The following is a 25,206-nucleotide window of genomic DNA, read 5'->3' on the forward strand; positions in this document are numbered from 1 at the left end:
GGGCATTCCCTTGTCTTTGTTAGAGCAAAAAACTTGGCGTCAAAAAATCGGCTTATAGCGCTTCGAAATTACCCATATGCCAATGTATTGACCATTCGACTGCCATCCTAAACAATTGGCAAATCGATGTCACTTTGATATCGGATGCGGGCTCAAAAAAATTTAGCGTGAAATTCATCACGCTTTTCGATGCTTTCCTTGCAGCGCATTCGCCGGTCTTTTGACGCTATTTGCGCCAATCGAATCGCTGCGGCTATCTCACTGATAAGGATGTTTTCCATGCGCATGCGATTCGCTTCCGTAGTGCCCTTCGCCCTGGCATTCGTGCTGCCTGTTACTTCGTCGGTGCAGGCCGACACCCTCACCCAGGCCATGCAGAAGGCCATGGACTACCACCCGGAAATCCAGGCCGGCGTGAATTCCCGCCTGGCTGCCGACAAGCAGCTGCGCGCGGCGAAAGGTGGCTACCTGCCATCCGTCGACCTGACCGCCGGTTATGGCCGCGAAGGCTCCGACAACACCACCACCCGTGGCGAAGGCGACCACTCCTGGCAGACCCTGAATCGAGGCGAGTCGGCCCTGAGCCTGCGGCAGATGGTGTTCGATGGCTTCGCCACTTCCAGCGAGGTCGGCCGCCAGCAGGCCAACGTCAACTCCCGCGCCTATGCGCTGCTCGGCACCTCCGAGCGCACCGCGCTGGACGTTGCCCAGGTGTACATCGAAGTGCTGCGCCGTCAGGAAATGGTTCGGCTTGCCGAGGAAAACCTGAAGAGCCACCAGCGCGTCTACGACCAGATCAGCCTGCGCAGCTCCCGTGGCGTGGGTCGCCTGGCTGACCAGGACCAGGCGGAAGCCCGTCTGGCCCAGGCGCAGAACAACCTCATGACCGAGAAAACCAACCTGGCCGACGCGCGCACCAACTACTACAGCGTGGTGGGCAGCGATCCGGCCGAGCTGACCGATCCGACCGGTCTTGCCGGCCAGCTACCGGACGATCTGCAAGCCGCTCGTCGGCAACTGGTCGAGAACAGCCCGGTGCTGCGCTCCGCGGAATCGGACGTGGCGGCCGCCGAGAAGCAGTACGACGCGGCGAAATCGACCTTCTATCCGAGATTCGATGCAGAACTCTCCCGTGGTGCCGATAACAATCTCGACGGAGAAGAGGGCCACAACAACGAATGGCAGGCCATGCTGCGCATGCGCTACAACCTGTTCGCTGGTGGCAGCAACAAGGCCGAGCTGGAAGCCAAGTCCTACGAGGCGAACCAGGCCCTGGATATCCGCAACAACGCCCTGCGTCAGTTGAACGAGGAACTCGGATTGTCCTGGAACGCCCTGGCCAACGCCCGTGACCAGCTGCCGATCGCCCGCCAGTACGTGGACTACAGCACCCGCGTGCGCGAGGCCTACCAGAAGCAGTTCACCATCGGCGAGCGCACCCTGCTCGACCTGCTGGACAGCGAGAACGAACTGTTCAACGCTTCGCGCCGCCTGGTCGACCTGAAGTACACCGAGCTGTTCACCCAGTACCGCATCAAGGCCACCCTGGGCGAACTGCTCAAGAGCCAGGGTGTGGTGGCGCCGATGGCGTCGGTGGCCTCCGAAGACATCAAGCCGAAAGTCCAGCTGCCAGGCCTTAACTAACCTGCCCGAGAGAGCATCCGCGTGGATCAAGAAGTCAGTGCAGTACCCCTAAGCCACGATCCGCGCGGTCTGCTCGACGACCCGCTGCTGGACAGCCTGCTGACGCTCTGTCAGCTGCACCAGAAGCCGGCCAGCCGCGCCATGCTCACCAGCGGCCTGCCGCTACCCGGGCAGCGCCTGTCCGCCGAGTTGCTGCCCCGTGCGGCGGCTCGCGCCGGTCTGCAGGGGCGCCTGCTGCAGCGCAAGTTGGAACAGATTCCATCCCTCGCCATGCCGGCCATGCTGCTGCTGCGCGAAGGACGCTGCGCGGTATTGCTGGGCTGGGAGAGCAACGGTGATGCACGCCTGCTGCTCTCCGAGAGCGACGGCGGCGAGGTGCGGGTCACCCGCGAGCTGCTGGGCGAGGACTATATCGGCCAGGCCTTCTTCGCCCAGCCGCAGCACAAGTTCGACCTACAGCACGGCGAGTTGATTCCCCGTGCCCGGCACTGGTTCCGCGACACCCTCAAGCGTTCGCGCTGGCTGTATGTCGACGCCGTGGCCGCGAGCCTGCTGATCAACCTGATCGCCCTGGCCGCGCCGCTGTTCGTGATGAACGTCTACGACCGCGTGGTACCCAACCAGGCCGCCGCCACCCTCTGGGTGCTGGCCGTCGGCATCAGCGGCGCCTACCTGTTCGACCTGCTGCTCAAGACCATGCGCGGCCTGTGCCTGGACCTGGCCGGCAAGAAGACCGACCTGATCATCTCGGCGACCCTGTTCGAACGCATCGTCGGCATGAGCATGAAGTTCCGCCCCACGCGGGTCGGCTCGTTCGCGCAGAACATCCATGAGTTCCAGACGCTGCGCGACTTCCTCAACTCGCTGACGCTGACCACCCTGATCGACCTGCCGTTCACGCTGCTGATCCTGTTGGTGATCGGCATCATCGGCGGACCGCTGGTGTTCGTCCCGCTGGTTGCCTTCCCGCTGGCCGCGGGCCTGGGCTGGCTCCTGCAGAAGCCGCTGGTGGAAACGATGAACCGCACCATGGCGTTGGCCGCCGAGCGCCAGTCGAGCCTGATCGAGACCCTCGCCAGCCTCGACGCGGTGAAGGTCAACAACGCCGAGAGCGAACGCCAGTACCTGTGGGAGCAGACCATCGGCACCCTCAGCCGCCTGGAGCTGCGGGTGAAGCTGTTGTCGTCCCTGGCGATGAACATGACCGTACTGATCCAGGCGCTGGCCGGGGTCATCATGATCATCGGCGGCGTCTACCTGATCATCGCCGGCGACCTCTCCATGGGCGGCCTGATCGCCTGCTACATGCTCAACGGCCGCGCGCTCGGTCCGCTGACCCAGCTCTCCGGGCTGATCCAGCGCTACCAGCAGGCGCGCCTGTCCATGGACACCACCAACCAGATGATGGCGCTGCCGCAGGAGCGCAACGCCGACGAGCGTCCGCTGACCCGCTCGCAGTTGCGCGGCGGCATCGAGATGCGCGCGCTCGACTTCGCCTACCCGAACCAGCAGGTCGCGGCGCTGCACGGCATCAACCTGCAGATCCGCGCTGGCGAAAAGATCGGCATCATCGGCCGCAGCGGCTCGGGCAAGAGCTCGCTGGCCAAGCTGATCGTCGGCCTCTATCAACCGGACAACGGCAACCTGCTGGTCGATGGTGCCGATGTGCGCCAGCTCGACATCAGCGAGCTGCGCCACAACATCGGCTACGTACCGCAGGACATCAGTCTGTTCAGCGGTACCTTGCGCGACAACCTGGTGGCCGGCGCGCGCTATGTCGATGACGAGCGCGTGCTCGAAGTCGCCGAGCTGACCGGGGTGAACGAGTTCGTCCGCCTCCACCCGCAGGGCTACGAGCTGCAGGTTGGCGAGCGTGGCCACAACCTTTCCGGCGGCCAGCGGCAGAACGTCGCCCTGGCTCGCGCGCTGCTGCTCAACCCGCCGATCCTGCTGCTGGACGAACCCACCAGTGCGATGGACAACGCCGGTGAGGAGCGGTTGAAACAGCGCCTGCATTCGATCATGGGCGACAAGACGTTGCTGCTGGTCACCCACCGCGCCTCCATGCTCAGCCTGGTGGATCGCCTGGTGATCGTCGACAAGGGACGCATCATCGCCGACGGTCCGAAGGACGTGGTGATGGATGCGCTGAAGAAGGGGCAGATCAGTGTCGCTTAATCCTCTGGGCAGTATCCGCCACTCTGTCCGTGGCTATTTCAAGGGCGGCGACAATCTCTCCGGCCAGCCGCTCCCGGAAGTCAGCAAGGCCCTGGTCGAAGACGCGCCACGGGTGGTGCGGCTGACCATCTGGGTGCTGATCGGCTTCGTCGCCTTCCTCCTGCTCTGGGCGCATTTCGCGCAGATCGACGAGGTCACCCGTGGCGAGGGCAAGGCGATTCCCTCGTCCAAGGTGCAGAAGATCCAGAACCTCGAAGGCGGCATCGTCTCGCAGATCTTCGTCCACGAAGGGCAGGTGGTGCAGGCCGGCGAGCAACTGATGCGCCTGGACCCGACGCGCTTCCAGTCCAACGTCGGCGAAACCGAAGCCGACCGCGTGGCGATGTTCCTGCGCGTGGAGCGACTATCCGCCGAAGTGGACGCTCGTCCGCTCGATATTCCCGATGACGTGCGCGCCAAGGCCCCTGGCCAGGCCAGCAGCGAAGAGGCGCTGTTCCACAGCCGCCAGCAGCAGCTGAAAGACGAGACCGATGGCCTGCAGCAGCAACTGGTGCAGAAGCAGCAGGAGTTGCGCGAGTTCGGCTCCAAGCAGGCGCAATACCGTAACAGCCTCGGGCTGCTGCGCCAGGAAATCTCCATGTCCGAGCCATTGGTGGCCCAGGGCGCGATGTCCCAGGTCGAGTTGCTGCGTCTGAAGCGCTCGGAAGTGGAAATCCGTGGCCAGCTGGACGCTACCACCCTGGCGATCCCGCGTGCCGAGGCGGCGGTGAAGGAAGTGGAACGCAAGGTCGCCGAGACCCAGTCGCGCTTCCGCAGCGACGCGCTGAAGGAACTCAACGAGGCACGCACCGAACTGAGCAAGGCGACAGCCACGGGCAAGGCACTGGAGGATCGCGTCAGCCGTACCCTGGTCACCTCGCCGGTGCGAGGCATCGTCAAGCAGATGCTGGTGAATACCATCGGCGGTGTGATCCAGCCGGGCAGCGACCTGATCGAGATCGTTCCGCTGGACGACACCCTGCTGGTGGAAGCGCGCATCCGTCCGCAGGACATCGCCTTCCTGCGGCCGGGCCAGCACGCCATGGTCAAGTTCACCGCCTACGACTACACCATCTACGGCGGGCTGCAGGCGGACCTGGAACAGATCGGCGCCGACACCGTCACCGACGAGGACGGCAACAGCTTCTACCTGATCAAGCTACGCACCCGCAAAAGCCACCTCGGGACCGATGACAAGCCGCTGCTGATCATCCCCGGCATGGTTGCCACGGTGGACATCATCACGGGCAAGAAGAGCATCCTGAGCTACCTGCTCAAGCCCATCCTGCGGGCCAAGGCGGAGGCGCTGCGGGAACGGTAAATCGAGAGTGCCTACACAAAAAAGGGCCACCCCATCGGGTGGCCCTTTTTCTTTCTGCCGGTCAGATCAATACGCCACGGTAAACCGCTGCTGATGATGATTGGCCTGCTCGGCCTCATCGAGCATCGCCACCGCCAGGTCCGGCAGGGAAATGCGGCTCTCGCCGTTGCCATCGAACAACACCTGGTCGCCGCCAACGCGGAAGCTGCCGGTGCGGGTTTCGCCCTCGAGCAGCATCGCCGGGCTGAGGAAGGCCCAGTCCAGTTCGCTTTCCGCGCGCAGCTGGTCCAGCGCATCGGCGGCGCCCAGCGCGCCCTGCTTCCACTGTTCGGGGAATTCCGGGCTGTCCACCAGGCGCTGGCCGGGTGCGATTTCCAGGCTGCCGGCGCCGCCGAGCACCAGCAGGCGTTTCACTCCGGCGGCTTTCACGCCGTTGACGATGGCGCGGCTGCCACGGGCGTGGGCGCCACGAATATCCGGATTGCCCCAGCCGGCGTTGAACGCGCTGATCACCACATCGTGGCCGGCTACGGCGCGGGCGACCTGGGCAGCATCGCCGACATCCGCCTGTACCACCTTGAGCTGTTCACTTGCCGTCAGTTTGGTGGGATCGCGTACCAGCGCGGTGACGTGATGGCCGCGACTCAGGGCCTCTTCGAGGAAGTAGTGGCCGACGTGGCCGGTGGCGCCGATCAGGGCAATGTTCATGGCATGACCTTCTGTGGGATGCCGCATGAGCGCGGCGGGTAGCTCATCCTGGGCTTTGCGTCGGCAGCGATAAAGACGGGCTGGCGGCATGCACTCGTAAGCCTGCCTTCACAATCACTGTTTGACGTCGTCGTTCATCAGGCTCAGCCCCCGTGCCACTGCCAGGGCGATGAAGAGCGCCCCCATGATCGCCTCGCTACCGGCCAGCAGGCGCGCCAATGGGTGCACGGGGACGATGTCGCCATAGCCGATGGTGGTCAGGGTGATCATGCTGAAGTAGACGAAGCTGGCCATGTCCAGCGGCCCATCGGTGGTCTGGAAGCTGTGGGGGGCGAGGTGTTCGATCAGGTTGTAGGTCAGCGCGAAGGACAGGACGAAGTTCAGGTACAGCGCGCACAGGCCGTAGCCGAGTTCGCGCGTCACCGGCCGCTGCTGGGTAACCCGGTGAAAGATGCTGACGACCATCAGCAGGATGAAGGCAATCTGCGGGATGCCGCGCATGAGAACGGGATGGATCGGCCAGTCGTCGGGCACGAACGACATGCACAGGTTGAGCGTGCCCATCACGCAGACCAGATGGAAGCCCTTGCTGCGGCTGCGCACGGTGTTGATCCCCGCCAGCACCATCAGCAGCAGGCTGCCCAGCTCCAGCAGCTTGGGTGGTGACGGGATCGACAGTACCAGCAGCACCAACAGCACGCTGTTGAGCAGGAGGCGGAAGCGATAGTGCGACAGGAAATTTTTCAAGATGGCAGCTGATGGGCGCGGGAGTGGGGCCTGTCAGTCTGGTCCTGGTCGCAGTCGGAGTTCTATGCCCCGGACTAGGAATCGAATAGTTTCTGCACGACGGAAAAATCCTGTTCTCCGTGGCCCTGTTTCGCCAGCAGGCGGTACAGCGCCAGTGCCAGGCTGCCCATGGGCGTGCTGTTGCCGCTGACCTGGGCGGTCTCCAGGGCGAGGCCGAGGTCCTTGACCATCAGGTTGGCCATGAAGCCGCCGGTGTAGCCGCGCGACGCGGGGGCGTTCTCCATCACGCCCGGCCATGGGTTGTAGACCTCCAGCGCCCAGTTGCCACCGGAGCTGCGGCGCATGATCTCCGAGAGGACTACCGGGTCCAGACCGTTGGCGGCACCGAGCGCCAGCGATTCGGCGGTGCCGATCATGAGAACGGCGAGCAACTGGTTGTTGCACACCTTGGCCACTTGCCCGGCGCCGTCGCCGCCGGCGTGGAAGATGTTCCGTCCCATGGCGCTGAATACCGGGCGAGCACGCTCCAGCACCTCGGCGTCGCCGCCGACCATGAAGGTCAGGGTGCCGGCGATGGCGCCGCCGGTGCCGCCGGAGACCGGGGCGTCGAGCATGGGGATCTTGAGTTCGGCGGCGGCCTGGTGGACTTTGCGCGCCGAAGCGGGGGCGATGGTGGAACATTCCAGCACCAGCGTGCCGGGAGTGATGTGCGCCAGCAGGCCTTCGTTGCCGAGATAGAGCCCTTCGACGTGCCCGCTGGCCGGCAGCATGGTGACCACCACGTCGGCGCCGTCCACCGCATCGTGGGCGCTACGGGCCGCGCTCGCGCCCTGGGCGACCAGGCCGTCGATGGCGCTCTGCACCAGGTCGAACACGCGCAGCAGGTAGCCGGCCTTGATCAGGTTGGCGGCCATGGGGGCGCCCATGTGGCCGAGGCCGATGAAGGCGATGGTTTGCATGCTGGTTTCCTCCTGTTGGACCGCAGGACACGCCAGCGCCAGCAGACAGTATTCCTAATCCGAGGCGGGTAGCGGTTCTCGTAGGGCGTATAACGCGCCAGCGTTATCCGCCGCTCAGTCGGCGGCGGATAACCTGTTCCAGGTTATGCGCCCTACGCGGCTCAGGGGACGGCAGGGGCGGTTACAGATCCGCCAGCGGATGCTCGCCCTCCCAGGTCGCGTCGAAGTGCGCATTCACCACAGCATCAGGTATGGCAGCGATATCCGGCCAGTGCCAGTGCGGGGTGTTGTCCTTGTCGATCAGCCGGGCCCGCACGCCCTCCGGGAATTCCGGGTGGCGGCAGCAGTTCAGGCTCATCGCGTATTCCATGCGGAAGACTTCGGCGGTCGACAGATGGCGAGCGCGGCGGATCTGTTCCCAGACCAGATGAGCGGTCAGCGGGCAGCCCGAGGCGAGGGTCTTGGCCCCCCGGGCGATCAGCGCATCCTCGTCATTGGTCAGCGCAGTCAGTGCCTGCCAGGCCTCGGCGATGTTGGCGCAGTCCAGCACCGCATCCAGGCGCTCGCGGCGCGGCAGCAACTGGGCGTCGGGCATCTCGCCGCGGGCTTCGTGCTCCAGCGCCTGCAGCAGGCTGTGCAATTGCACGTCGGTCTGTTCGCGCCAGTTCAGTTGCACCAGGCCGTCGATCAGGTCTTCCTGCTGGGTGTCGAGCAGGAAACGGTCGGCGAGGTCCAGGTCCAGCGCGTCGCGGGCGTTCATCTGGGTGGCGGTCAGGCCGAGGAACAGGCCGAGACGGCCGGGCAGGCGGGCAAGGAACCAGCTCGCGCCGACATCCGGGTACAGGCCGATATTCACTTCCGGCATGGCCAGGCGGCTGCTCGGGGTGACAATGCGCACGCCGGCGCCCTGCATCAGGCCCATGCCACCGCCCATCACGTAGCCGTGGGCCCAGCAGATCAGCGGTTTGGAGTAGGTGTGGATGAGGTAGTCCAGACGATACTCGTCAGCGAAGAAGCGACGGGCCAACTCCGGCACCTCTCCGGGTTTCTCCCGGCAGGCGTCCACCAGCTTGCGCACGTCGCCGCCTGCGCAGAAGGCCTTGCCACCGTTACCACGCAGCACCACGCAGGCGATCTGCGGGTCGTCCTGCCAGACGCGCAGTTGGTGGTTCATCGCCTCGATCATCGGCAGGCTCAGGGCGTTCAGGCTCTTCTCCGCGTCCAGCGTCACCACGCCGATACGGAAGCCGTGCAGGCCGGGGCGTTCCTCGAACATCACATTCATGGTCAGGGCCTTATTGGTTGCGCCAGTGCGGATCGCGTTTCTCCAGGAAGGCATTCACGCCCTCGCGGGTGTCGTCGGCGTCGAACAGGTCGACGAAGCGCTCGCGCTCCTCCGGCAGCCAGGTGGTCGGACCGCGTTCGCGGGCGCCCTGGATCAGCGGTTTGATGGTGCGCACCGCCACCGGGCTCTGCCGTGCGACCTTGGCGGCCAGCAGCAGGGCGGTGCCGCGTGCTTCGCCGGTATCGACGACCTGCTCGACCAGACCGATGCGCAGCGCGGTGTCGGCATCGACACGCTCGCCGCAGAGGATCATGCGCTTGGCCCAGCCTTCGCCAACCAGCCACGGCAGCGCCTGGGTGCCGCCGGCGCAGGGCAGCAGGCCGACCGCGGCTTCGGGCAGGGCCATCTGCGCCTGACGCTCGGCGATGCGGATGTCGCAGGCCAGGGCACATTCCAGGCCGCCGCCCATGGCGTAGCCGTTGATCGCCGCGATGGAGACGCCACGGAAGTCACGCAGCGCCTCGAAGGCCTCGCCGAAGCGGCGGGCCATCTCGCGGGCGCGGGCCTTGTCACCGTCGGCGAACATGTTCAGGTCGGCACCAGCGGAGAAGAATTTCGGGCCCTGGCCGGTCACCACCAGGGCGTAGATATCGTCGTCGCGGTTCAGGTGCTCGATCACCTGGCGCAGGCCGATCAGCGAGTCGCGGTCCCAGGTGTTGGCCGGTGGATGGTTGATGGTGATCAGCGCGGTGTGGCCGTGCTTTTCCACCGTCAGCTTGTGGGTCAGGTCGAAGACTCCGGGCTTGTAGGGCTCGAGGGCGTTGCTCATGGGCATCTCCTTGTCGGTGCCGCCGTTGGGCGGGCGTATGGGCATGGACTCTAGGTGCGTGCGGCGGGGCGCGTCCATGTCCGATCTGTTCGATTGCGCCCGCGCAGGCGGGCGGTTTTTCCAGTGATTCCACTGCGGACCACAACCGTTGGCGCTTCATGTAGGGCGCATAACGCGTCAGCGTTATGCGCCATCCAGGGGCCGGCGCATAACCTGTTCCAGGTTATGCGCCCTACGGTTCGGCCATTTGATTTCAGAGCAGGCGGTCCAGCATCCCACCCTGTTCCAGCAGGCGGCGGGCGACGATCACCCGCATGATCTCGTTGGTGCCTTCCAGGATCTGGTGCACCCGGCTGTCGCGCACCCAGCGCTCCAGCGGGTAGTCGTTGAGGTAGCCGTAGCCGCCGTGCAGTTGCAGCGCCTCGTTGCACAGGGAGAAGCAACGGTCGGTGGCGAAGCGCTTGGCCATGGCGCAGTACAGCGTTGCCTCGCCGTCCTTGTGGTCCAGCTTGTGCGCGGCCAGGCGCACCATCTGTCGGCTGGCGGTGAGGTCGGTGAGCATGTCGGCGAGTTTGAACTGCAGGGCCTGGAATTCCGCCAGCGCCTTGCCGAACTGCTTGCGCTCCTCGACGTAGCGCAGCGATTGCTCCAGTGCCGCCTGGGCAGCGCCGAGGGAGCAACTGGCGATGTTCAGGCGGCCGCCGTCCAGACCTTTCATGGCGTAGACGAAGCCCTGACCTTCCGGGCCGATGCGGTTGCCGGCGGGAATGCGCACGCCTTCGAAGGTAATGGTGCGCGTCGGCTGGGCCTTCCAGCCCATCTTGTCCTCGTTGCGGCCGTAGCGGATGCCCTCGGCGTTGGCCGGCACCAGGAAGCAGGAAATGCCCTTGGCGCCTTCCTCGCCGGTGCGCGCCATGACGATCAGCACGTCGGTGGAGCCGGCGCCAGAGATGAAGGTCTTGGCGCCATCCAGTACGTAGTCGTCACCTTCGCGTTTGGCGCGGGTGCGCAGGCGGGCGGCGTCAGAGCCGGCATCCGGCTCGGTGAGGCAGTAGGAAGCCAGCAGTTCTCCGCCGATCAGCCCCGGCAGCCACTGCTCCTTGAGTGCGGCGTCGCCGAAGCTGGCGAGCATCCAGCTGGCCATGTTGTGGATGGTCATGTAGGCGGTGGTGGCGACGCAGCCGGCGGCCAGTTGCTCGAAGATCAGCGAGGCGGACAGCCGCGACAGGCCGAGGCCGCCGTCTTCCTCGGCGATGTACAGGCCCAGGTAGCCCTGCTCGGCGGCGCGGCGGATCACCTCCACCGGGAAGTGGTGCTGGCGGTCCCAGTCGGCGGCGTGGGGCGCCAGTTCGCGGCTGGCAAAGGCGCGGGCGCTATCCACCAGCAGGCGTTGTTCTTCGGACAGATCGAAATGCATGCAGCTACCTCTGTTTGTTCTTGTCGGCTACCGCTTCGCGCTCGTGGCGCCTTTCTCTTGGGTAGAGAGTGTTCTGGTTATAGCCTTTGCGCCTCCGGCTGTGGATTGACGATCTTGTGCCGTGGATGGACGATCTTGGTGTTGCCGTCACCGGAATACTGCCCATGTCCCGTCCGCTGATTTCCACCTGGCCGCTGCCCCAGCAGGGCGTCCGCTTCATCACGCCTCCGCGTCTGCGACGTGCGCTGGACCGCCACCCGCTCGGCCAGGCGTGCTATCCGCTGGCCCTGGGCTACTACCCGGCGGCGGTGGGGCATCGCATGGAGCGGGAAAGCCCGGACGATCATCTGCTGATCTACTGCAGCGCCGGACATGGCTGGCTGGAAACGGCGGATGGACGATTCGAGGTCGCCGGTGGCGACCTGCTGGTGCTACCCAAGGGCCTTGCCCACGCCTATGGCGCCGACCCGCAGCGCCCGTGGTCGATCTTCTGGGTGCACCTTGAGGGGCGGCTGGCCGAGGACTTCCTGCGCCCGCTGGGCAAGTCGCCGCGCCTGCGTGTAGGCGTACAGCCGCGGATTCTCGGTGAGTTCGATGCGCTGTTGGCGCTGCGCCGCCAGGGCCTGAGCCTGCCGCACTTCATCCATGCCGCGCATTTGTTGCAAAGCCTGCTGACCTCCTTGGCGCTGCGCCCGGCGCGGGCTCGGCTGAAGTCCGGTCGCGTGTTGGACGTGGAGGCGGTGCAGGCGATGATGCGCGAACACCTGCACGACGCGCTGAACCTCGACGAGCTGGCCGCGCAGTTCCGCCTGTCGCGCTTCCACTTCGCCAAGACCTACCGCGCGCTGACCGGCCAGGCGCCGATCCAGGATTTCATCCGGCTGAAGATGACCCACGCCTGCCGCCTGCTCGACCAGGGCAATCTCGAAGTGCGCCAGGTCGCCGAGCAACTGGGCTACGCCGATCCGTACTATTTCTCGCGGCTGTTCAAGAGCGTGGTGGGCATGGCGCCCAGTCATTACCGGGCGCTGCATACCGGCTGAGCTATTGCAGCGTCAGCGGCTTGCCTGCGGCGCTGCGTTCGGCCTGCCACTCGGCGAGGGTCGGGGCCGCTTCGGGGCCGTCCATGTGCTCGACGATCTCGAAGTAGTCCTGATGCAGCGGGTCGCGCAGGACTTCATCGCGCGGTTTCACCTTCACCACATAGACGCGCTGGATGTTCTGGTGATCGAAGCCGCGCCATTGCTGTTCGCCCTTGAGCAGGCTGTAGCGATGGCCCTCCAGCGCCTTGACCAGCGCGTCGCTGTCCAGGCTGCCGCTGCGTTTGGCGGCGTCGGCCCACTGGTAGACGATGCTGTAGGCAGAGGCGGCGGAGCTCGCGGGATAGACCCCATAGCGCTCGGTGAAGTCGCGCACGAAGGCCTGGCCGCGCGCCGAGCCCTCGCGCTCGGGCACCTGCCAGGTCCAGGGCTCGGTGCCGATCACGCCCTGCATCAGGCCGGGCCCGGCCAGCTCGACCATGCTTTGGGTGAGGTTGGGCGCGATGATCTGGTGGTTGCGCGTCAGCCCCAGTTCGTCGGCGATGCGCATGGCGTGCACCAGGTCCTCGCCGAACAGCGCCAGCACCAGTACATCGGCCTTGCTCGCCGCTGCCTGGGTCAAGGCGTTGCGGTAATCGGAGAGACGCGCGCCGGGGAAGGGCACCTTGATCGACGGATGCCGGGCGGCATCTTCGGTGCCGGTGTAGTGGCGCAGCGAGCTTTCGGTAGTCAGGCCCCAGGTGTAGTTGGCGGTGACGTAGAAGTAGCGCTTGCCCGGCAATGTGCGGCCCAGGTAGCTGCCCAGGGCGCGGGCGCTCATCCACGCGCTGTTGCACTCGCGGAACATGTAGCGCTGGCCGTCCTTGCCGGTGGTGTCGTTGGAGTAGGTGAGGGTGCCGAAGTACAGCAGCTTCTTTTGCGCCGCTCGTTCGCCGGCGGCGATGGCCACCGCGCTGGAGGCGCCGCCGAAGAACATCGCCGCGCCGTCGGCGGCCATCGCGTCGATATTGCGCAGGGCCTTCTCCGGGCGCGAGGCATCGTCCTTGCTCAGCAGGTGCAGCGGCCGGCCGAGCACGCCACCCTGGGTGTTGATCTCGTCGATGGCCAGCAGCGCGCCGCGCATCTGCGCGAGGCCTTCTTCCTTGTAGGAGCCGGTGCGGGGGTAGTTGAGACCGAGGTTGATCGGCTCGGCGGCGTGCGCCAGGCAGCTGAAGGCAGCCACCAGCGAGAGTGCGGCAGTCAGAAAGCGCATGTTCGTTCCCTGTTGTTTTTATTGGCGGGTAAAGCGAAGAGGGGACTGTGCACAGTCCGACGAGTCAGGCCCATTGGTCTTTGGTCGCATGAAAGTGCCGACTCCAGCGTGGGTGTTTTCTGGTTGCCGACGTTTCCGGGTATGCCCGAAAATTTCGCGACCTACACCAGGGCCGGCGGATTGCCGCCGGTCGTGACATCAAGGATTGTTCGGGCCCAGGGACAGTATTCGCCGTGCGTAAACCGCTTTCTCTTTACCATCCGTGGCTCTATGCGCTTCGCGTCTGGCAGCGGCGGCTGTTTCGTCGTTGCCAGTGGGCATTGTCTGGTCGCCATTATGTGGAGCAGACGGCGGATAAGGACCGCTTGCCCTTTCGGTACATCAAGCACACTTCCAAGCTGATTCGGCGGCTGGGCAATAGCGACCTGGCGTTGCAGCACGGCAAGGTCATCAACCTGCGCCTGGCGGTTGAATGCATGGACGGCGTTCGAATCGGGCCGGGGGAATACTTCTCCTTTTGCCGCCTGCTCGGCCGGCCGACCCGACGGCGAGGCTTCGTCGAGGGCATGGAGTTGTCGTTTGGCGAAGCGCGGCAAGGCGTCGGCGGTGGCGTCTGTCAGCTCAGCAACTTGCTTCACTGGATGGCGCTGCACTCGCCGTTGAAGGTTGTGGAGCGTGCCAACCACAGTTTCGACCCGTTCCCCGACGACGGCAGGGTCCTGCCTTTTGGTTCGGGCGCGGCGATCTTCTACAACTTCGTTGATCTGGTGCTGTTCAATCCGACACAGCAGACGTTCCAGTTCGATCTGCGGGTCGCGGAGCACCAGTTGGAAGGCATACTGCTGTGCAGCGCCGAACGTCCCGTCCGTTATCACGTCTACCAGCGCAACCATCGATTCCTGAGGTCTGGCGCAGGCGTTATTCGGGAGAACGAGATCTGGCGTGATGTCCACGAAAAAGGCCAGCAAGGAACCCTGCTGGAGCGCGCCTGCATTTACTGCAACCGAGTGCGAGTGAAGTACCCGGTCGACGACGAGCAACTCTCCGACGCCTGACATTGGCGCGCGGCGTCGCCCCCGCTGGCGTGTGCCACCGTGCACAGCGATACACGGCTCGCTAGTCTGCTGCGACGACAAGAAGAAGGATTCCCCATGCTGCCCGTGATCGCCGAACTGCTGCTGACCCTGGCCTGCGCCGTCGCCGCCGGGCTCGCCCTGCGCGAGCGGGCGGGCTGGCGGGCGCTGGGTTTCCTGTCGATGGGAGTCGCGGCTTTTCTCGGGGCGCTGGAGTATGGCGGGTTCACTGGGCTGGTCGAGTTGCACCACCAGGCGAGCGTGCTGTCCGGCGCGGTAAGCCTGCCGCTGATTGCGCTGGGGCGAATCAACGGCGCAGCGATCAGGCATGCGCTGGTGCTGCTGGTCTGTGTCGCCCTGGTGCTGCTGCCATCCCAGCTCAGCCTGCTCGGCAACCTGGTCGCTCTGCTGGTGATCGCCTGGCCGGGACGCTCCCGGCGTTATCCACTGGCCCTGCTTGGCGCGCTGCTGTTCATCGGCGCCGGCCTGCTGATCGGCACCCGTGGCGAGTGGGCCGGCATAGCGCGCCGCGAGCTATTCCACCTGGCGCTAGGGGTTGCTGTGACGGCCTGGGTGCTGGCCGGCTTGGGTACTGGCGCGCCGCGCCTGCCGGGAGTGCCGGTTGTGCGGCACAAGTCGCCTTGACTTGACCGGGGCGCTTGCTTAGCGTGCCGGTTCGTTTCACCAGGCAGACGCACCATGACCAACGACGACCGGATCAAGCTGGAACCCAGCTGGAAAGAAGCGCTCCACGAAGAATTCGAGAAGCCCTACATGAAGCAGCTGGGCGAGTTCCTGCGTGCGGAGAAGGCCGCCGGCAAGGTGATCTTCCCGCCCGGTCCGCTGATCTTCAATGCGCTGAATACCACGCCGCTGGAGCGCATCAAGGTCGTGATCATCGGCCAGGACCCATACCACGGCCCCGGCCAGGCCCACGGCCTGTGCTTCTCGGTACAGCCGGGCGTGCCGACGCCGCCGTCGTTGCAGAACATCTATAAAGAGCTGCAGCGTGACCTGAACATCCCGATCCCGAATCACGGTTACCTGCAGCACTGGGCCGAGCAGGGCGTGCTGCTGCTCAACACCTCGCTGACCGTCGAGCAGGCCCGTGCCGGCTCCCATGCCCAGGCGGGCTGGGGCCCGTTCACCGACAAGGTGATCGAGGTGGTCAGCCAGCGCTGCGACCGCCTGGTGTTCCTGCTCTGGGGCTCCCATGCGCAGAGCAAGCAGAAGCTGATCGACGCGCAGAAGCACCTGGTGCTCAAGTCCGCGCATCCGTCGCCGCTCTCGGCCTACCGTGGCTTCCTCGGTAACGGCCACTTCAGCCGCACCAACAAGTTTCTCGAACAGAGCGGTCTGACGCCTATCGACTGGTCGCTTCCGCCGGTCTGATCGTCATGAACCGGCGCGGATGGCTGGCGATTCTTGCGGGGCTGGTGTTCGCCGGCAGCAGCCTTGCGGCCGAGTCCTTACTCGAGAGGCAGCGCTCCACCGACGCCTTCCACGGGCTGTACGAGATCGATCAGGCGGCCCGTGCCTTCGTGGCCATCGAGAATGCCCGGAACCAGACTGATTGGGTCGTCACCGAGCCCAATCTCAAGATCCTGGTGACGCGCTGCTCGGTACCGCTGACGACCCGCTGGCGCGCGATCCGACTCTTTGCGCAGAATGGCCGCGAAATCACCCGCCAGGTCGTCGAAGTCTCCTGCGCCAGGCCCGTCAGTGGTGAACGCTGGTCGGTCCCGTTGCGCGTCTTCCATCCTTCCTGAAACCACCAAAAAAGAGGCCCGCACGAAGGCGGGCCTGAAAATCGCCGCGTGTCTCTGACGCGGCGAGCGTGGTTGCTTTACGCGGCGTCAGCCAGCGCCTCGCGGGTACGGCGGACACGTTTGCGCCAGGCGCGGTACAGCGGCAAGCCGAGCATGACCGCGACCAGCGCCCAGGTGCCGATGGCAATGGGGCTGGACCAGAGGATGCCCAGTTCGCCGTTGGAGATGGACAGCGCGCGGCGCAGGTTCTGCTCCATCAGTCCGCCGAGGATGAAGCCCAGCAGCAGCGGCGAGAGCGGGAAGTCCAGCTTGCGCAGGACGTAGCCGAGGATGCCGATGGCGACCATCAGGAACAGGTCGAAGGTGGTGGCGTGTACGGCGTAGACGCCGATGGCGGTGATGATCGCGATGCCCGGAACCAGCGCCCAGTTCGGCACCGAGAGGATGCGGGTGAATACCCGGACCATCGGCACGTTGAGGATGATCAGCATGACGTTGGCGATGAACAGCGAGGCGATCAGGCCCCAGACGATGTTCGGTTGCTCCTGGAACAGCAGCGGGCCGGGGGTGATGTTGTACAGGCTGAGCGCGCCGATCATCACCGCGGTGGTGCCCGAGCCGGGGACGCCGAGGGTCAGCATCGGCACCAGGGCTCCACAGGCGGAGGCGCCGATGGCGGTTTCCGGAGCGGCGAGGCCGCGCAGGTCGCCCTTGCCGAACTTGCCCGATTCGCCGGCCATCTTCTTCTCGGTCATGTAGGCCACCGCGCTGGCGAGGGTCGCGCCGGCGCCGGGCAATACGCCCATGATGAAGCCGAGCAGGCCGCAGCGCAGATTGACCACCGCCACCGCCGTCGCTTCCTTCATGTTGAACAGCATGCGCCCGCTGGCTTCGACCATCTTGTGGCCATGGTGGGTCTTCTCCAGCAGCAGGAGGATTTCGCTCACCGAGAACAGCCCCAGCACAAGCACCACGAACTGGATGCCATCGGAGACGTGGATATTGTCGAAGGTGAAACGGTACACGCCGCTGTTGGCGTCGATCCCGACGCTGGAGAGGAACAGCCCGAGCAGCGCGGCCAGCAGCGTCTTCAGCGGCCGGTCGCCGGCCAGCCCGCCCAGGGCGACGATGGCGAAGACCATCAGCACGAAGTATTCCGCCGGGCCGAAGGCAATTGCCCATTTCGCCAGCAGCGGGGCGAACAGCACCATGCCGCAGGTGGCGATGAAGGCGCCAATGAATGAGCTCCAGGCCGACAGCGACAGCGCCACGCCGGCCAGGCCGTTGCGTGCCATGGGGTAGCCGTCGAGGGTGGTCATCACGGTGGAGGCTTCGCCGGGAATGTTCAGCAGGATCGAGGAAATCCGCCCGCCGTACTCGCAGCCCAGGTACACGGCGGCCAGCAGGATCAGCGCCGATTCCGGCGGCAGGCCGAGGGCGAAGGCCACCGGGATCAGCAGGGCCACGCCGTTGATCGGGCCTAGGCCCGGCAGCAGGCCGACGACGGTGCCGATCAGGGTGCCGATCAGCGCGGTGATCAGGTTGTATGGGGTCAGGGCAACACCGAAGCCCTGGCCGAGGTAGCTCAACGTTTCCATCACAGAATCCTCAGAGCAGGGGTTCGAGAATGCCCAGTGGCAGCGGCACATCCAGGGTTCGGTCGAACAGCACGTACAGGCCGATGGCGAGCAGGCTGGCGGTGGTCACACTGGTCACCGGGCGGCCGCCGTAGATCAGCGCGAGGAAGGTGCCGACCAGGGCGCTGGCCGGAATGAAACCCAGCGGCTCGAACAGCCCGGCGTACACCGCCAGCAGCACGATGCAGAGCGCGACCTTGGCGAGCAGCGCGCCTTCCAGCGCAGGCTCGTCGTCTTCGCGCTTGATCGGTGTGGGGCGCACGATCAACCAGGCGAGCCCCGCGGCCATCAGGCCCAGGCAGAGCAGCGGATAGGCGCGCGGGCCGACTGGCTCGTAGGAGAAGGGCGCCTGGAGATGCCAGGCGATCAGGGCGAAGGCGACGCAGGCGAGCAGCCAGGCGCCGGCGAACAGCCGCTGGAAGAGGCTGGTCTGGGACATGGGAAGTCTCCTGGCGCCGCCTTCGCTGAAGGCGGCGCCGCACGGGGCGTTACTGGATGAGGCCGAACTCGCGGGCCAGCTGCTTGTACTGGGCGACCTGCTGCTTCACGTAGGCGTCCAGTTCCGGGCCGGTCATGGCGAAGGGGAACAGCTCGCGCTGGTCACGCAGCTTGGCGAACTCCTCGGAGGCCAGCAGCTTGTCGAAGGACGCCTTCCAGAACGCATAGTCCTCGTCGCTGACCTTCGGCCCGACGTAGAAGCCACGCACCACCGGCCAGACAATGTCGAAGCCCTGTTCCTTGGCGGTGGGGATGTCGGTCATGCCTTCGTCCTTCAGGCGTTCTTCGGAGAACACCGCGAGCAGACGCATCTTGCCGGCGCGTATATGCGGCATGGAGTCGGAGATATCGGTGCTGCCGACCTGGATGTGCCCGCCCAGCAGCGCCGTGGCGATCTCGCCGCCGCCTTCCAGGGCGACATAGCGCAGTTGCTTGGGATCGATGCCAGCGGCCTTGGCGATCAGGGCGGTCTGCATCCAGTCCTGGCTGCCGACGGTGCCGCCGGAGCCGATCACCACCTTGCCCGGATCGGCCTTCAGGGCGGCGACCAGGTCGCCGAGGTTCTTGTAGGGCGAATCCGCCGGTACGGCGATGGCGCCGTAGCTGGTGCCGACTGCCGCCAGCCATTTCACCGCGCTCTCGTCGAAGCGACCGAACTTGCCCTGGGCCAGGTTCAGCAGCGAACCGCTGGAGAAGGCGGTAATGGTGTTGCCATCGGCCGGTCGCTGGGCGACCACGGCGTTATAGGCGACGGCGCCGACGCCGCCGGGCATGTAGGTGACGCGCATCGGTTTGGACAGCAGCTTCTCATCCAGCAGGGCGCTTTGCGCCAGTTTGCAGGTGAGGTCGAAGCCGCCGCCGGGGGCGGCCGGTGCGATGCACTCCGGGCGCGAGGGCTCGGCCATCAGTTGGCTGGCAGCCAGCAGCGTGGCGCCGGCCAGGGTCAGGTTGCGCAGGACAGTGGGCATGGGGCAATTCCTCTCTTGTTGTTCTTTGGTTTACCAGATCGCCAGGGAGTAACTGAGGTAGATACGCGTCTCGTCGGCGTCCCGCGCGAAGTTCGAACGGTAGGTGGCGTTGCGCACGCGCACCGCCACGTCCTTCAGCGGGCCACTCTGGATCACGTACTTGATGTCTGTGTTGCGTTCCCACTCCTGACCCCGACCGTCCATGCCGTTGATTTTGGCATTGTCACCGCTGATATAGCGGTTCATCAGAGTCAGGCCGGGAATCCCGAGGCCGGCGAAGTCGTAGTCATGGCGTACCTGCCAGGAGCGTTCGTCGGCGTCGGCGAAGTCGCCGACCTGGACGAAGTTCACCAGGTAGGGATTGCTGCCATCGATGTAGGGGAAAGCGCTGTCGCCGTTCATCTGCTGCCAGCCGAAGCTGAACTTGTTGGCGCCCAGGGTGTAGCCGAACATGCTGTTGAAGGCGCGGTTGTCGATTTTGCCGCCGCGCGCCTCGCCCTGGTCGTCGCTGATTGCCAGGCGCACGTCGGCGGTGAATTTGCCGGGGCCGAGCGGGTAGGCGGCGAGCAGGCCGACGAAGTGCTGGCGATAGACATCGTCGAGCACGGCGTAGTGGTAGCGACCGGTGAGGTTGTCGGTGAGCTTGTAGTCGCCGCCGGCCAGGTCGTAGTGCTTGCCTTCGGCGTTGCCGCCGGAGAAACGGCGGTTCTTGTTGTTCAGCGCCAGGTCCTGCCAGTCGGTGGAGTCGCGGTCCTTGACCTTCTCCAGGCGGCCGCCGGTGAAGTCGAGGCCCGGCAGGTCGGTGGAGTTGAGCAGGCCGCCTTCGAAGGTCTGCGGGAACAGGCGGCTGTCATTGGGCTGCAGGGTGGGCAGGTCGGGAATCAGGTTGCCGATCTTCAGCTCGGTCTCGGAGGCCTTGAATTTTGCGGTCAGACCCAGCTTGCTGTACTCGTCGGCGGCGCGGCCGTCGCTGTGGGTCGGCAACAGGCCGGTGCCGGTGCGGTCGGGCGCCGAGTCGAGCTTGAGGCCGAGCATGCCCATGGCGTCGAGGCCGACGCCAATGGTGCCGGGCGTGTAGCCGGACTGGAAATCGAGGATGAAGCCCTGGGCCCATTCTTCGCGCTTGGACTGGCCGGTGCCGTCACGAAAGTCGCGGTTGAAATAGATGTTCTGGGTACTGAGGCGGGCGCTGCTGTCTTCGATGAATCCGGCGGCGTCGCACAGTGGCGCGACCCCGGCGAAAGCGATCAGGGCGCCGGCGTGGGCGGGCGTCAGTCGACTGGACGAAGGCTTTCGACAAGCCTGTGCAGCCATAGGCTGGGCGGTAGGCATTTTGTGGTCTCCATTCTTGTTGTTGTCGCGAAAGGGCACCACGCCGCCTTTCGCTCTGTTGACGGTCTTTGCCGTCGGCGAGTCCGCTGTTCCCCCTTCGTCGTGCCTGGGCAGAAGGCACGTAAAACGAGTTTGGGGGACGGCTCTGGGGCGATGCTAACGGGCTAAGCTTTCGCCAGGCTTTCAATCCGCTTTCGCAGTGATTTCAGCGAATTTCCCCCATTCACAGCGGCCTGCGGATGGGTAAACTGCCCGCCCGATCTGTCGTCCCGAAAGGAGTAGAACGCGTGCGAATCCTCCTGGTTGAAGACCATCCGCAACTCGGCGAAAGCGTGCTCCAGGCGCTCAAGGGGGCCGGCTGGACCGTGGATCTGCTGCAGGACGGCGTAGCCGCCGACCTCGCCCTCGCGAGCGAGGACTACGCCCTGGCGATCCTCGATGTCGGCCTGCCACGCCTCGACGGTTTCCAGGTGCTGGCGCGCCTGCGCGAGCGCGGCAAGACCCTGCCGGTGCTGATGCTCACCGCCCGTGGCGAAGTGCGTGACCGTGTGCATGGCCTGAACCTGGGCGCCGACGATTACCTGGCCAAACCTTTCGAGCTGAGCGAGCTGGAAGCGCGGGTGAAAGCCCTGCTGCGCCGCAGCGTGCTCGGTGGCGAACAGCAGCAGCGTTGCGGCGAGCTGGTCTATGACCTCGGCGTGCGGCGTTTCACCCTGGCCGAGCAGGCGATGACCCTGACCTCTCGCGAACAGGCCGTGCTGGAAGCGCTGATCGCGCGGCCCGGCCGGGTGATGAGCAAGGAGCAGTTGGCGGCGCAGGTCTTCGGTCTGGACCAGGACGCCAGTGCCGACGCCATCGAGATCTATGTGCACCGCTTGCGCAAGAAACTGGAGGGCAGCTCGGTGCGCATCGTCACCTTCCGCGGCCTGGGCTACCTGCTCGAGGCCAAGGATGCCTGAGCGCCGCTGGGGATTCCTTGGCGCGGGCAGTCTGCGCGGGCGCCTGCTCTGGCGCCTCGGCGGACTGCTGCTGGTGCTGCTGCTGATCGGTAGCGCGGCGACCTACTGGCGCGCCCGCAATGCCGCCGATATCGCCTACGACCGCACCTTGCTGGCCTCGGCGCGGGATATCGCCGATGGCCTCTATGCCAGCGACGGTACCCTGCGCGCCAATGTGCCCTACGTGGCGCTGGACAGCTTCGAGTACGACAGCGCCGGGCGCATCTTTTACCAGGTGATCGATCCGCAGGGGAACATGGTGTCCGGCTACGAAAACCTGCCCGCGCCGCTGCCGACCACACCGCGTACCGATGATTACCCGGCGCTGGCCAAGTTCTACGACGCGACCTACAAGGGCCAGGGAGTGCGGGTTGTCAGCCTGCTCCAGCCGGTCAGCCAGCCGACGGTGAGCGGTATGGCGGAAATTCGCGTGGCGGAGACCATGGGCGCCCGCGAGCGGCTCGCGCGCAGCCTGCTCGCCGATACGCTGCTCAATCTCGCGCTGTCCGCTGTCGCCGCGCTGATGATGGTCTGGTACGCGGTGAGTGCCGGTCTGCGCCCCCTCGACCGCCTGCGCCAGGCGGTGGAGGAGCGCCAGCCGGATGACCTGCGGCCGCTGCCGGAAGTCCGTGTTCAGAAGGAGCTGCGCCCGCTGGTGGCGGCGCTCAACCATTTCACCGTGCGCCTGCGCGGGCTGTTCGAGCGGCAGTCGCAGTTCATCGCCGAGGCGTCCCACGAATTGCGTACACCGCTGGCGGCGCTCAAGGCGCGCCTGGAGCTGGGGCTGCGCGAGCAGGACCCGCAGCTATGGCGCGCGACGTTGGTCGACGCGGTGCAGAACACCGACCGGGTGACCGGGCTGGCCAACCAGTTGCTGTCGCTGGCACGCGTCGAAAGCGGCGCACGCGCGATCGCTGAAGGGGCGGGGGAGCGCATCGAACTGAGCCAGCTTGCCCGTGAGCTCGGAATGGCGCTGGCCCCCCTGGCTTATTCGCGCGGTGTGGCGCTGGCGCTGGAGGCCGATGAGTCCGTCTGGGTGCGGGGCGACCCGATGCTGCTCAACGAACTGCTGAGCAACCTGGTGGACAACGCCATCGCCCACGCTCCCAAGGAAGGTAACGTGGTCATCCGCCTGCTGGCGCCCGCCGTGCTGGAAGTCGAGGACGACGGGCCTGGCATCCCGCCGGAGGAGCGCGACAAGGTTTTCCGCCGCTTCTACCGCCGCCGCCAGCAGGGTACCGGCCTGGGGTTGGCCATCGTTGGCGAGATCTGCAGCGCCCACCGCGCCCAGATAGAGCTTGGACAGGGCGGTCTGGGCGGCTTGCGGGTGCGGGTAACCTTCCCGACGGAAAGCCCCTGAACCAGAAGCGCGAAACCCGCCGGTCAGGGCGGGTTTCGGTGCTGGGCGTGGACATCGCGGACGGAGTCCGCTCCTGCGAGGGCAAAAGCCCCTTACCCTGACCCTCTCCCGCAGGCGGGAGAGGGGACCGGTCGGTGCATGCGGAAAGCATTGCGTCAGCCGGCACAGACGGCCCCTCTCCCTATGGGAGAGGAGTGAGGGAATGTCCTGGATACGGATTTTCCCGATGCGTAGGAGCGGACTCCGTCCGCGATCGATCACCGGCGGTGCAATTAATTGTCCGCCGTTACTACTGAAGCATGCTCATGGCCGCTTCCATGGCGGCGGAGAGGTCTTCGTCTTCCTTGTAGTCCGCTTTCGGATCCAGGCCCAGCTTGGAGAAGGCCGGGATGGTCGCCCAGTCCAGCTCGGTGTAGGGGTGCTGGCTGCCCAGGTAGCTCTGCAGGGTGGCGACCTGGACGATGTCCACGTAGTCGACCTTGGCCGAGTCGCGGCTGAAGTCCAGGTGCTGGCCCGGCACGGCGGCGATCGGCGCCGGGAAGTCCCAGGCCTTGAGGATGCGGTCGCCGATGATCGGGTGGATGCGCTCGATCACGTGGTTGAGGCTGATGGAGTCGGCCAGCAACTCACTGTGTTCCTCGGCATAGGTGAGGATCGGCAGCACGCCGATCTGGTGCACGAGGCCTGCGAGGGTCGCCTGGTCCGGCGCCAGGCGCGTGTAGTGGCGGCACAGCGCATGGCAGATGCCGGCGATCTCGGTGCTCTTGGTCCACACCTCGCGCATCTTGCGGTCGACCACGTCGGAGGTGGCCTGGAACATCTGCTCCATCGCCAGGCCGGTGGCCAGGTTGCAGGTGTAGTTGATCCCCAGGCGGCTGATCGCCATCTGCAGGTCGTTGATTTCCTTGTTGGTGCGCAGCAGCGGGCTGTTCACCACCTTGATGATGCGCGCTGTCAGCGCGGCGTCGTTGCCGATCACCTTGGCCAGATCCTGGATGCTGATGTCCGGGTCTTCCGCCGCTTCGCGCACGCGCAAGGCGACTTCCGGCAGCGTTGGCAGCACCAGCTCGTCGTTATCGATGGCCCGCAGCAGTTCCTGTTGTACTTTTTCGGCAAGCTTGCTCATGGCATTTCCTTGAGAGGGACGCCGGGCTCCCCACCCGGCACGGAATTCAGCGCTGGATTTCGCGATCGCTGTCCAGAACGTAGGGCAGATCCAGTAGGCGCAGCGGCGTGCCCTCGGCCTCGCCGAGGCGCACCTGGCCGTCGGCGGCTGCGTCGTCCTGCAGCACGGCCAGCAGTTCCACGCCTTCGCCCGCGCGGGCGGCCAGTACCACTTCGCCAACGCTGCTGGAGTGCACCGGCGAGAACAGCTCGCGGCCGGGCTCAGGCAGGTCGTTGCCATCGAGCACCAGGCGTTGCAGGCGGCGTTTCAGACGGCCGAGGTATTGCATGCGCGCGACGATTTCCTGGCCGGTGTAGCAGCCCTTCTTGAAGCTCACGCCACCGACGGCCTGCAGGTTGATCATCTGCGGGATGAACAGCTCGCGGGTGGCGCCGAAGACCTGGCCGATGCCGGCGCGCACCTGGCCGAGCAGCCAGTCATTGAGCTCGGCGTGGGGCAGGCGGGCCTGCAACAGGTCGACGACGGCGGCGGCACGTTCGGCCGGCACCCAGAGTTCGACACGACCCTGGCCCAGGCCGATGGCGATCAGGCCGTCGGCACGCGCCACCTGGTCGGCTGCGCCATCGAGCGACAGACCCAGATCGACGAGCAGCGCATCCGCGCCGCTCAGGCCGAAGCGCGCCCACTGTGCGCTGTCATCGGACAGAGTGACCTTGGAGAACACCGCGTATTTCTTCAGATCGGCCAGCTGGCTTTCCAGCAGCTCGCTCGCCATGGCCAGCAAGTAGCCGTCACCCTCGGCGAGGATGCGGAAGCTGGAGGTCATGCGCCCCTTGGGCGTGCAGCGGCCGCCGAGGCTGGAGTAGTCGGCGTTGAGGTAATTGAGGTTGCAGGTCAGCTGGCCCTGGAGGAATTTGGCGGCGTCCGCGCCACGGACGGCGAGAATCCCTTCGTGATTGAGTTCGGTGAAGAAAGCAGAGTCGGTCATCACGATTCGCTGGAAGAAAGTTAGGGGCCTCATGATAG

The 25,206-nt window shown here is 65.7% G+C and carries 23 protein-coding genes; 10 read left to right on the forward strand and 13 right to left on the reverse strand.

The features are described 5' to 3' along the window. Positions 1–279: 279 nt before the first annotated feature. Genes JVX91_RS11795 through JVX91_RS11805 form a run of 3 tightly spaced genes read left to right on the forward strand, consistent with a single transcriptional unit; the run spans position 280 to position 5,182 of the window. The gene (locus JVX91_RS11795) at positions 280–1,644 is read left to right on the forward strand and encodes a TolC family outer membrane protein (protein WP_205339385.1); all 1,365 of its coding nucleotides are present in this window, start codon (positions 280–282) and stop codon (positions 1,642–1,644) included. 21 nt (positions 1,645–1,665) lie between these two features. Next, positions 1,666–3,822: a type I secretion system permease/ATPase gene (locus tag JVX91_RS11800; RefSeq protein ID WP_205339386.1), complete on the forward strand. Its 2,157-nt coding sequence runs from the start codon at positions 1,666–1,668 to the stop codon at positions 3,820–3,822. Then, entirely contained in the window at positions 3,812–5,182 is a 1,371-nt protein-coding gene (locus JVX91_RS11805; RefSeq protein ID WP_205339387.1) for an HlyD family type I secretion periplasmic adaptor subunit, read from the forward strand. Before JVX91_RS11800 ends, JVX91_RS11805 begins: the two co-directional genes overlap by 11 nt. Before the next feature lie 66 nt (positions 5,183–5,248). On the opposite strand, the gene JVX91_RS11810 is transcribed toward JVX91_RS11805, so the two are convergent. From JVX91_RS11810 to JVX91_RS11835, 6 genes are all read right to left on the reverse strand, one after another. Beyond that, the gene (locus JVX91_RS11810) at positions 5,249–5,890 is read right to left on the reverse strand and encodes an NAD(P)-dependent oxidoreductase (protein WP_205339388.1); all 642 of its coding nucleotides are present in this window, start codon (positions 5,888–5,890) and stop codon (positions 5,249–5,251) included. A 114-nt stretch (positions 5,891–6,004) separates the two neighbouring features. After that, positions 6,005–6,637: a potassium channel family protein gene (locus JVX91_RS11815; protein ID WP_205339389.1), complete on the reverse strand. Its 633-nt coding sequence runs from the start codon at positions 6,635–6,637 to the stop codon at positions 6,005–6,007. Positions 6,638–6,711: 74 nt separating this feature from the next. Then, positions 6,712–7,596, reverse strand: coding sequence for a 3-hydroxyisobutyrate dehydrogenase (gene mmsB, locus JVX91_RS11820; RefSeq protein WP_205339390.1), 885 nt, complete (start codon positions 7,594–7,596; stop codon positions 6,712–6,714). Between the two features lie 181 nt (positions 7,597–7,777). Then, on the reverse strand, positions 7,778–8,881 hold the full coding sequence (locus tag JVX91_RS11825) for an enoyl-CoA hydratase/isomerase family protein (RefSeq protein WP_205339391.1): 1,104 nt from the start codon (positions 8,879–8,881) through the stop codon (positions 7,778–7,780). 10 nt (positions 8,882–8,891) lie between these two features. Further along, complete coding sequence (locus tag JVX91_RS11830; protein ID WP_026078752.1) at positions 8,892–9,710, reverse strand: enoyl-CoA hydratase; 819 nt, start codon at positions 9,708–9,710, stop codon at positions 8,892–8,894. A gap of 253 nt (positions 9,711–9,963) precedes the next feature. Continuing rightward, positions 9,964–11,127 carry an isobutyryl-CoA dehydrogenase gene (locus JVX91_RS11835; RefSeq protein WP_205339392.1) on the reverse strand — a complete coding sequence of 388 codons (1,164 nt, stop codon included), beginning with the start codon at positions 11,125–11,127 and terminating at the stop codon, positions 9,964–9,966. A 164-nt stretch (positions 11,128–11,291) separates the two neighbouring features. Here JVX91_RS11835 and JVX91_RS11840 point away from each other — a divergent pair, with 164 nt between their 5' ends. After that, on the forward strand, positions 11,292–12,170 hold the full coding sequence (locus tag JVX91_RS11840) for an AraC family transcriptional regulator (protein WP_205339393.1): 879 nt from the start codon (positions 11,292–11,294) through the stop codon (positions 12,168–12,170). Between the two features lies 1 nt (position 12,171). Here the strand turns inward: JVX91_RS11840 and JVX91_RS11845 are convergent, their stop codons facing one another. Further along, positions 12,172–13,419 carry an ABC transporter substrate-binding protein gene (locus tag JVX91_RS11845; protein ID WP_205339394.1) on the reverse strand — a complete coding sequence of 416 codons (1,248 nt, stop codon included), beginning with the start codon at positions 13,417–13,419 and terminating at the stop codon, positions 12,172–12,174. A 233-nt stretch (positions 13,420–13,652) separates the two neighbouring features. On the opposite strand from JVX91_RS11845, the gene JVX91_RS11850 reads away from it, so the two are divergent. The 4 genes from JVX91_RS11850 (at position 13,653) to JVX91_RS11865 (ending at position 16,261) form a co-directional block, all read left to right on the forward strand. Then, on the forward strand, positions 13,653–14,474 hold the full coding sequence (locus tag JVX91_RS11850) for a VanW family protein (protein WP_205339395.1): 822 nt from the start codon (positions 13,653–13,655) through the stop codon (positions 14,472–14,474). A gap of 96 nt (positions 14,475–14,570) precedes the next feature. Beyond that, on the forward strand, positions 14,571–15,137 hold the full coding sequence (locus tag JVX91_RS11855) for a hypothetical protein (protein ID WP_205339396.1): 567 nt from the start codon (positions 14,571–14,573) through the stop codon (positions 15,135–15,137). A gap of 54 nt (positions 15,138–15,191) precedes the next feature. Continuing rightward, entirely contained in the window at positions 15,192–15,884 is a 693-nt protein-coding gene (gene ung, locus JVX91_RS11860; RefSeq protein ID WP_205339397.1) for a uracil-DNA glycosylase, read from the forward strand. Between the two features lie 5 nt (positions 15,885–15,889). Continuing rightward, positions 15,890–16,261: a hypothetical protein gene (locus JVX91_RS11865; RefSeq protein ID WP_205339398.1), complete on the forward strand. Its 372-nt coding sequence runs from the start codon at positions 15,890–15,892 to the stop codon at positions 16,259–16,261. Positions 16,262–16,338: 77 nt separating this feature from the next. Here JVX91_RS11865 and JVX91_RS11870 read toward each other — a convergent pair whose 3' ends face one another. Genes JVX91_RS11870 through JVX91_RS11885 form a run of 4 tightly spaced genes read right to left on the reverse strand, consistent with a single transcriptional unit; the run spans position 16,339 to position 20,678 of the window. Further along, on the reverse strand, positions 16,339–17,859 hold the full coding sequence (locus JVX91_RS11870) for a tripartite tricarboxylate transporter permease (RefSeq protein ID WP_205339399.1): 1,521 nt from the start codon (positions 17,857–17,859) through the stop codon (positions 16,339–16,341). 10 nt (positions 17,860–17,869) lie between these two features. Then, positions 17,870–18,337, reverse strand: coding sequence for a tripartite tricarboxylate transporter TctB family protein (locus JVX91_RS11875; RefSeq protein ID WP_205339400.1), 468 nt, complete (start codon positions 18,335–18,337; stop codon positions 17,870–17,872). Between the two features lie 49 nt (positions 18,338–18,386). Further along, positions 18,387–19,364 carry a tripartite tricarboxylate transporter substrate binding protein gene (locus JVX91_RS11880; protein ID WP_205339401.1) on the reverse strand — a complete coding sequence of 326 codons (978 nt, stop codon included), beginning with the start codon at positions 19,362–19,364 and terminating at the stop codon, positions 18,387–18,389. Positions 19,365–19,394: 30 nt separating this feature from the next. Next, positions 19,395–20,678, reverse strand: coding sequence for an OprD family porin (locus JVX91_RS11885; protein WP_240201770.1), 1,284 nt, complete (start codon positions 20,676–20,678; stop codon positions 19,395–19,397). A 305-nt stretch (positions 20,679–20,983) separates the two neighbouring features. On the opposite strand from JVX91_RS11885, the gene JVX91_RS11890 reads away from it, so the two are divergent. Both JVX91_RS11890 and JVX91_RS11895 read left to right on the forward strand, forming a co-directional pair. Beyond that, positions 20,984–21,655 carry a response regulator gene (locus tag JVX91_RS11890; RefSeq protein WP_205339403.1) on the forward strand — a complete coding sequence of 224 codons (672 nt, stop codon included), beginning with the start codon at positions 20,984–20,986 and terminating at the stop codon, positions 21,653–21,655. Next, positions 21,648–23,054 carry a sensor histidine kinase gene (locus JVX91_RS11895; RefSeq protein ID WP_205339404.1) on the forward strand — a complete coding sequence of 469 codons (1,407 nt, stop codon included), beginning with the start codon at positions 21,648–21,650 and terminating at the stop codon, positions 23,052–23,054. The genes JVX91_RS11890 and JVX91_RS11895 overlap by 8 nt, the downstream gene beginning before the upstream one ends. Positions 23,055–23,343: 289 nt before the next feature. On the opposite strand, the gene JVX91_RS11900 is transcribed toward JVX91_RS11895, so the two are convergent. Both JVX91_RS11900 and JVX91_RS11905 read right to left on the reverse strand, forming a co-directional pair. Beyond that, complete coding sequence (locus JVX91_RS11900; protein ID WP_205339405.1) at positions 23,344–24,180, reverse strand: HDOD domain-containing protein; 837 nt, start codon at positions 24,178–24,180, stop codon at positions 23,344–23,346. Positions 24,181–24,226: 46 nt separating this feature from the next. Continuing rightward, positions 24,227–25,168: a folate-binding protein YgfZ gene (locus JVX91_RS11905; protein ID WP_205339406.1), complete on the reverse strand. Its 942-nt coding sequence runs from the start codon at positions 25,166–25,168 to the stop codon at positions 24,227–24,229. Positions 25,169–25,206 lie beyond the last annotated feature (38 nt).

It is taken from the genome of Pseudomonas sp. PDNC002 (genome assembly GCF_016919445.1).
In the GTDB taxonomy this organism is placed as follows: Bacteria; Pseudomonadota; Gammaproteobacteria; order Pseudomonadales; family Pseudomonadaceae; genus Pseudomonas.

Excerpts from the sequence above, each read along its gene's own strand:
- JVX91_RS11795 (WP_205339385.1), top strand. The coding sequence starts at position 280 with ATGCGCATGCGATTCGCTTCCGTAGTGCCCTTCGCCCTGGCATTCGTG.
- JVX91_RS11810 (WP_205339388.1), bottom strand. The coding sequence starts at position 5,890 with ATGAACATTGCCCTGATCGGCGCCACCGGCCACGTCGGCCACTACTTC.
- mmsB (WP_205339390.1), bottom strand. The coding sequence starts at position 7,596 with ATGCAAACCATCGCCTTCATCGGCCTCGGCCACATGGGCGCCCCCATG.
- JVX91_RS11825 (WP_205339391.1), bottom strand. The coding sequence starts at position 8,881 with ATGAATGTGATGTTCGAGGAACGCCCCGGCCTGCACGGCTTCCGTATC.
- JVX91_RS11830 (WP_026078752.1), bottom strand. The coding sequence starts at position 9,710 with ATGAGCAACGCCCTCGAGCCCTACAAGCCCGGAGTCTTCGACCTGACC.
- JVX91_RS11835 (WP_205339392.1), bottom strand. The coding sequence starts at position 11,127 with ATGCATTTCGATCTGTCCGAAGAACAACGCCTGCTGGTGGATAGCGCC.
- JVX91_RS11840 (WP_205339393.1), top strand. The coding sequence starts at position 11,292 with ATGTCCCGTCCGCTGATTTCCACCTGGCCGCTGCCCCAGCAGGGCGTC.
- JVX91_RS11845 (WP_205339394.1), bottom strand. The coding sequence starts at position 13,419 with ATGCGCTTTCTGACTGCCGCACTCTCGCTGGTGGCTGCCTTCAGCTGC.
- JVX91_RS11855 (WP_205339396.1), top strand. The coding sequence starts at position 14,571 with ATGCTGCCCGTGATCGCCGAACTGCTGCTGACCCTGGCCTGCGCCGTC.
- ung (WP_205339397.1), top strand. The coding sequence starts at position 15,192 with ATGACCAACGACGACCGGATCAAGCTGGAACCCAGCTGGAAAGAAGCG.
- JVX91_RS11865 (WP_205339398.1), top strand. The coding sequence starts at position 15,890 with ATGAACCGGCGCGGATGGCTGGCGATTCTTGCGGGGCTGGTGTTCGCC.
- JVX91_RS11870 (WP_205339399.1), bottom strand. The coding sequence starts at position 17,859 with ATGGAAACGTTGAGCTACCTCGGCCAGGGCTTCGGTGTTGCCCTGACC.
- JVX91_RS11875 (WP_205339400.1), bottom strand. The coding sequence starts at position 18,337 with ATGTCCCAGACCAGCCTCTTCCAGCGGCTGTTCGCCGGCGCCTGGCTG.
- JVX91_RS11880 (WP_205339401.1), bottom strand. The coding sequence starts at position 19,364 with ATGCCCACTGTCCTGCGCAACCTGACCCTGGCCGGCGCCACGCTGCTG.
- JVX91_RS11885 (WP_240201770.1), bottom strand. The coding sequence starts at position 20,678 with ATGGCTGCACAGGCTTGTCGAAAGCCTTCGTCCAGTCGACTGACGCCC.
- JVX91_RS11895 (WP_205339404.1), top strand. The coding sequence starts at position 21,648 with ATGCCTGAGCGCCGCTGGGGATTCCTTGGCGCGGGCAGTCTGCGCGGG.
- JVX91_RS11900 (WP_205339405.1), bottom strand. The coding sequence starts at position 24,180 with ATGAGCAAGCTTGCCGAAAAAGTACAACAGGAACTGCTGCGGGCCATC.
- JVX91_RS11905 (WP_205339406.1), bottom strand. The coding sequence starts at position 25,168 with ATGACCGACTCTGCTTTCTTCACCGAACTCAATCACGAAGGGATTCTC.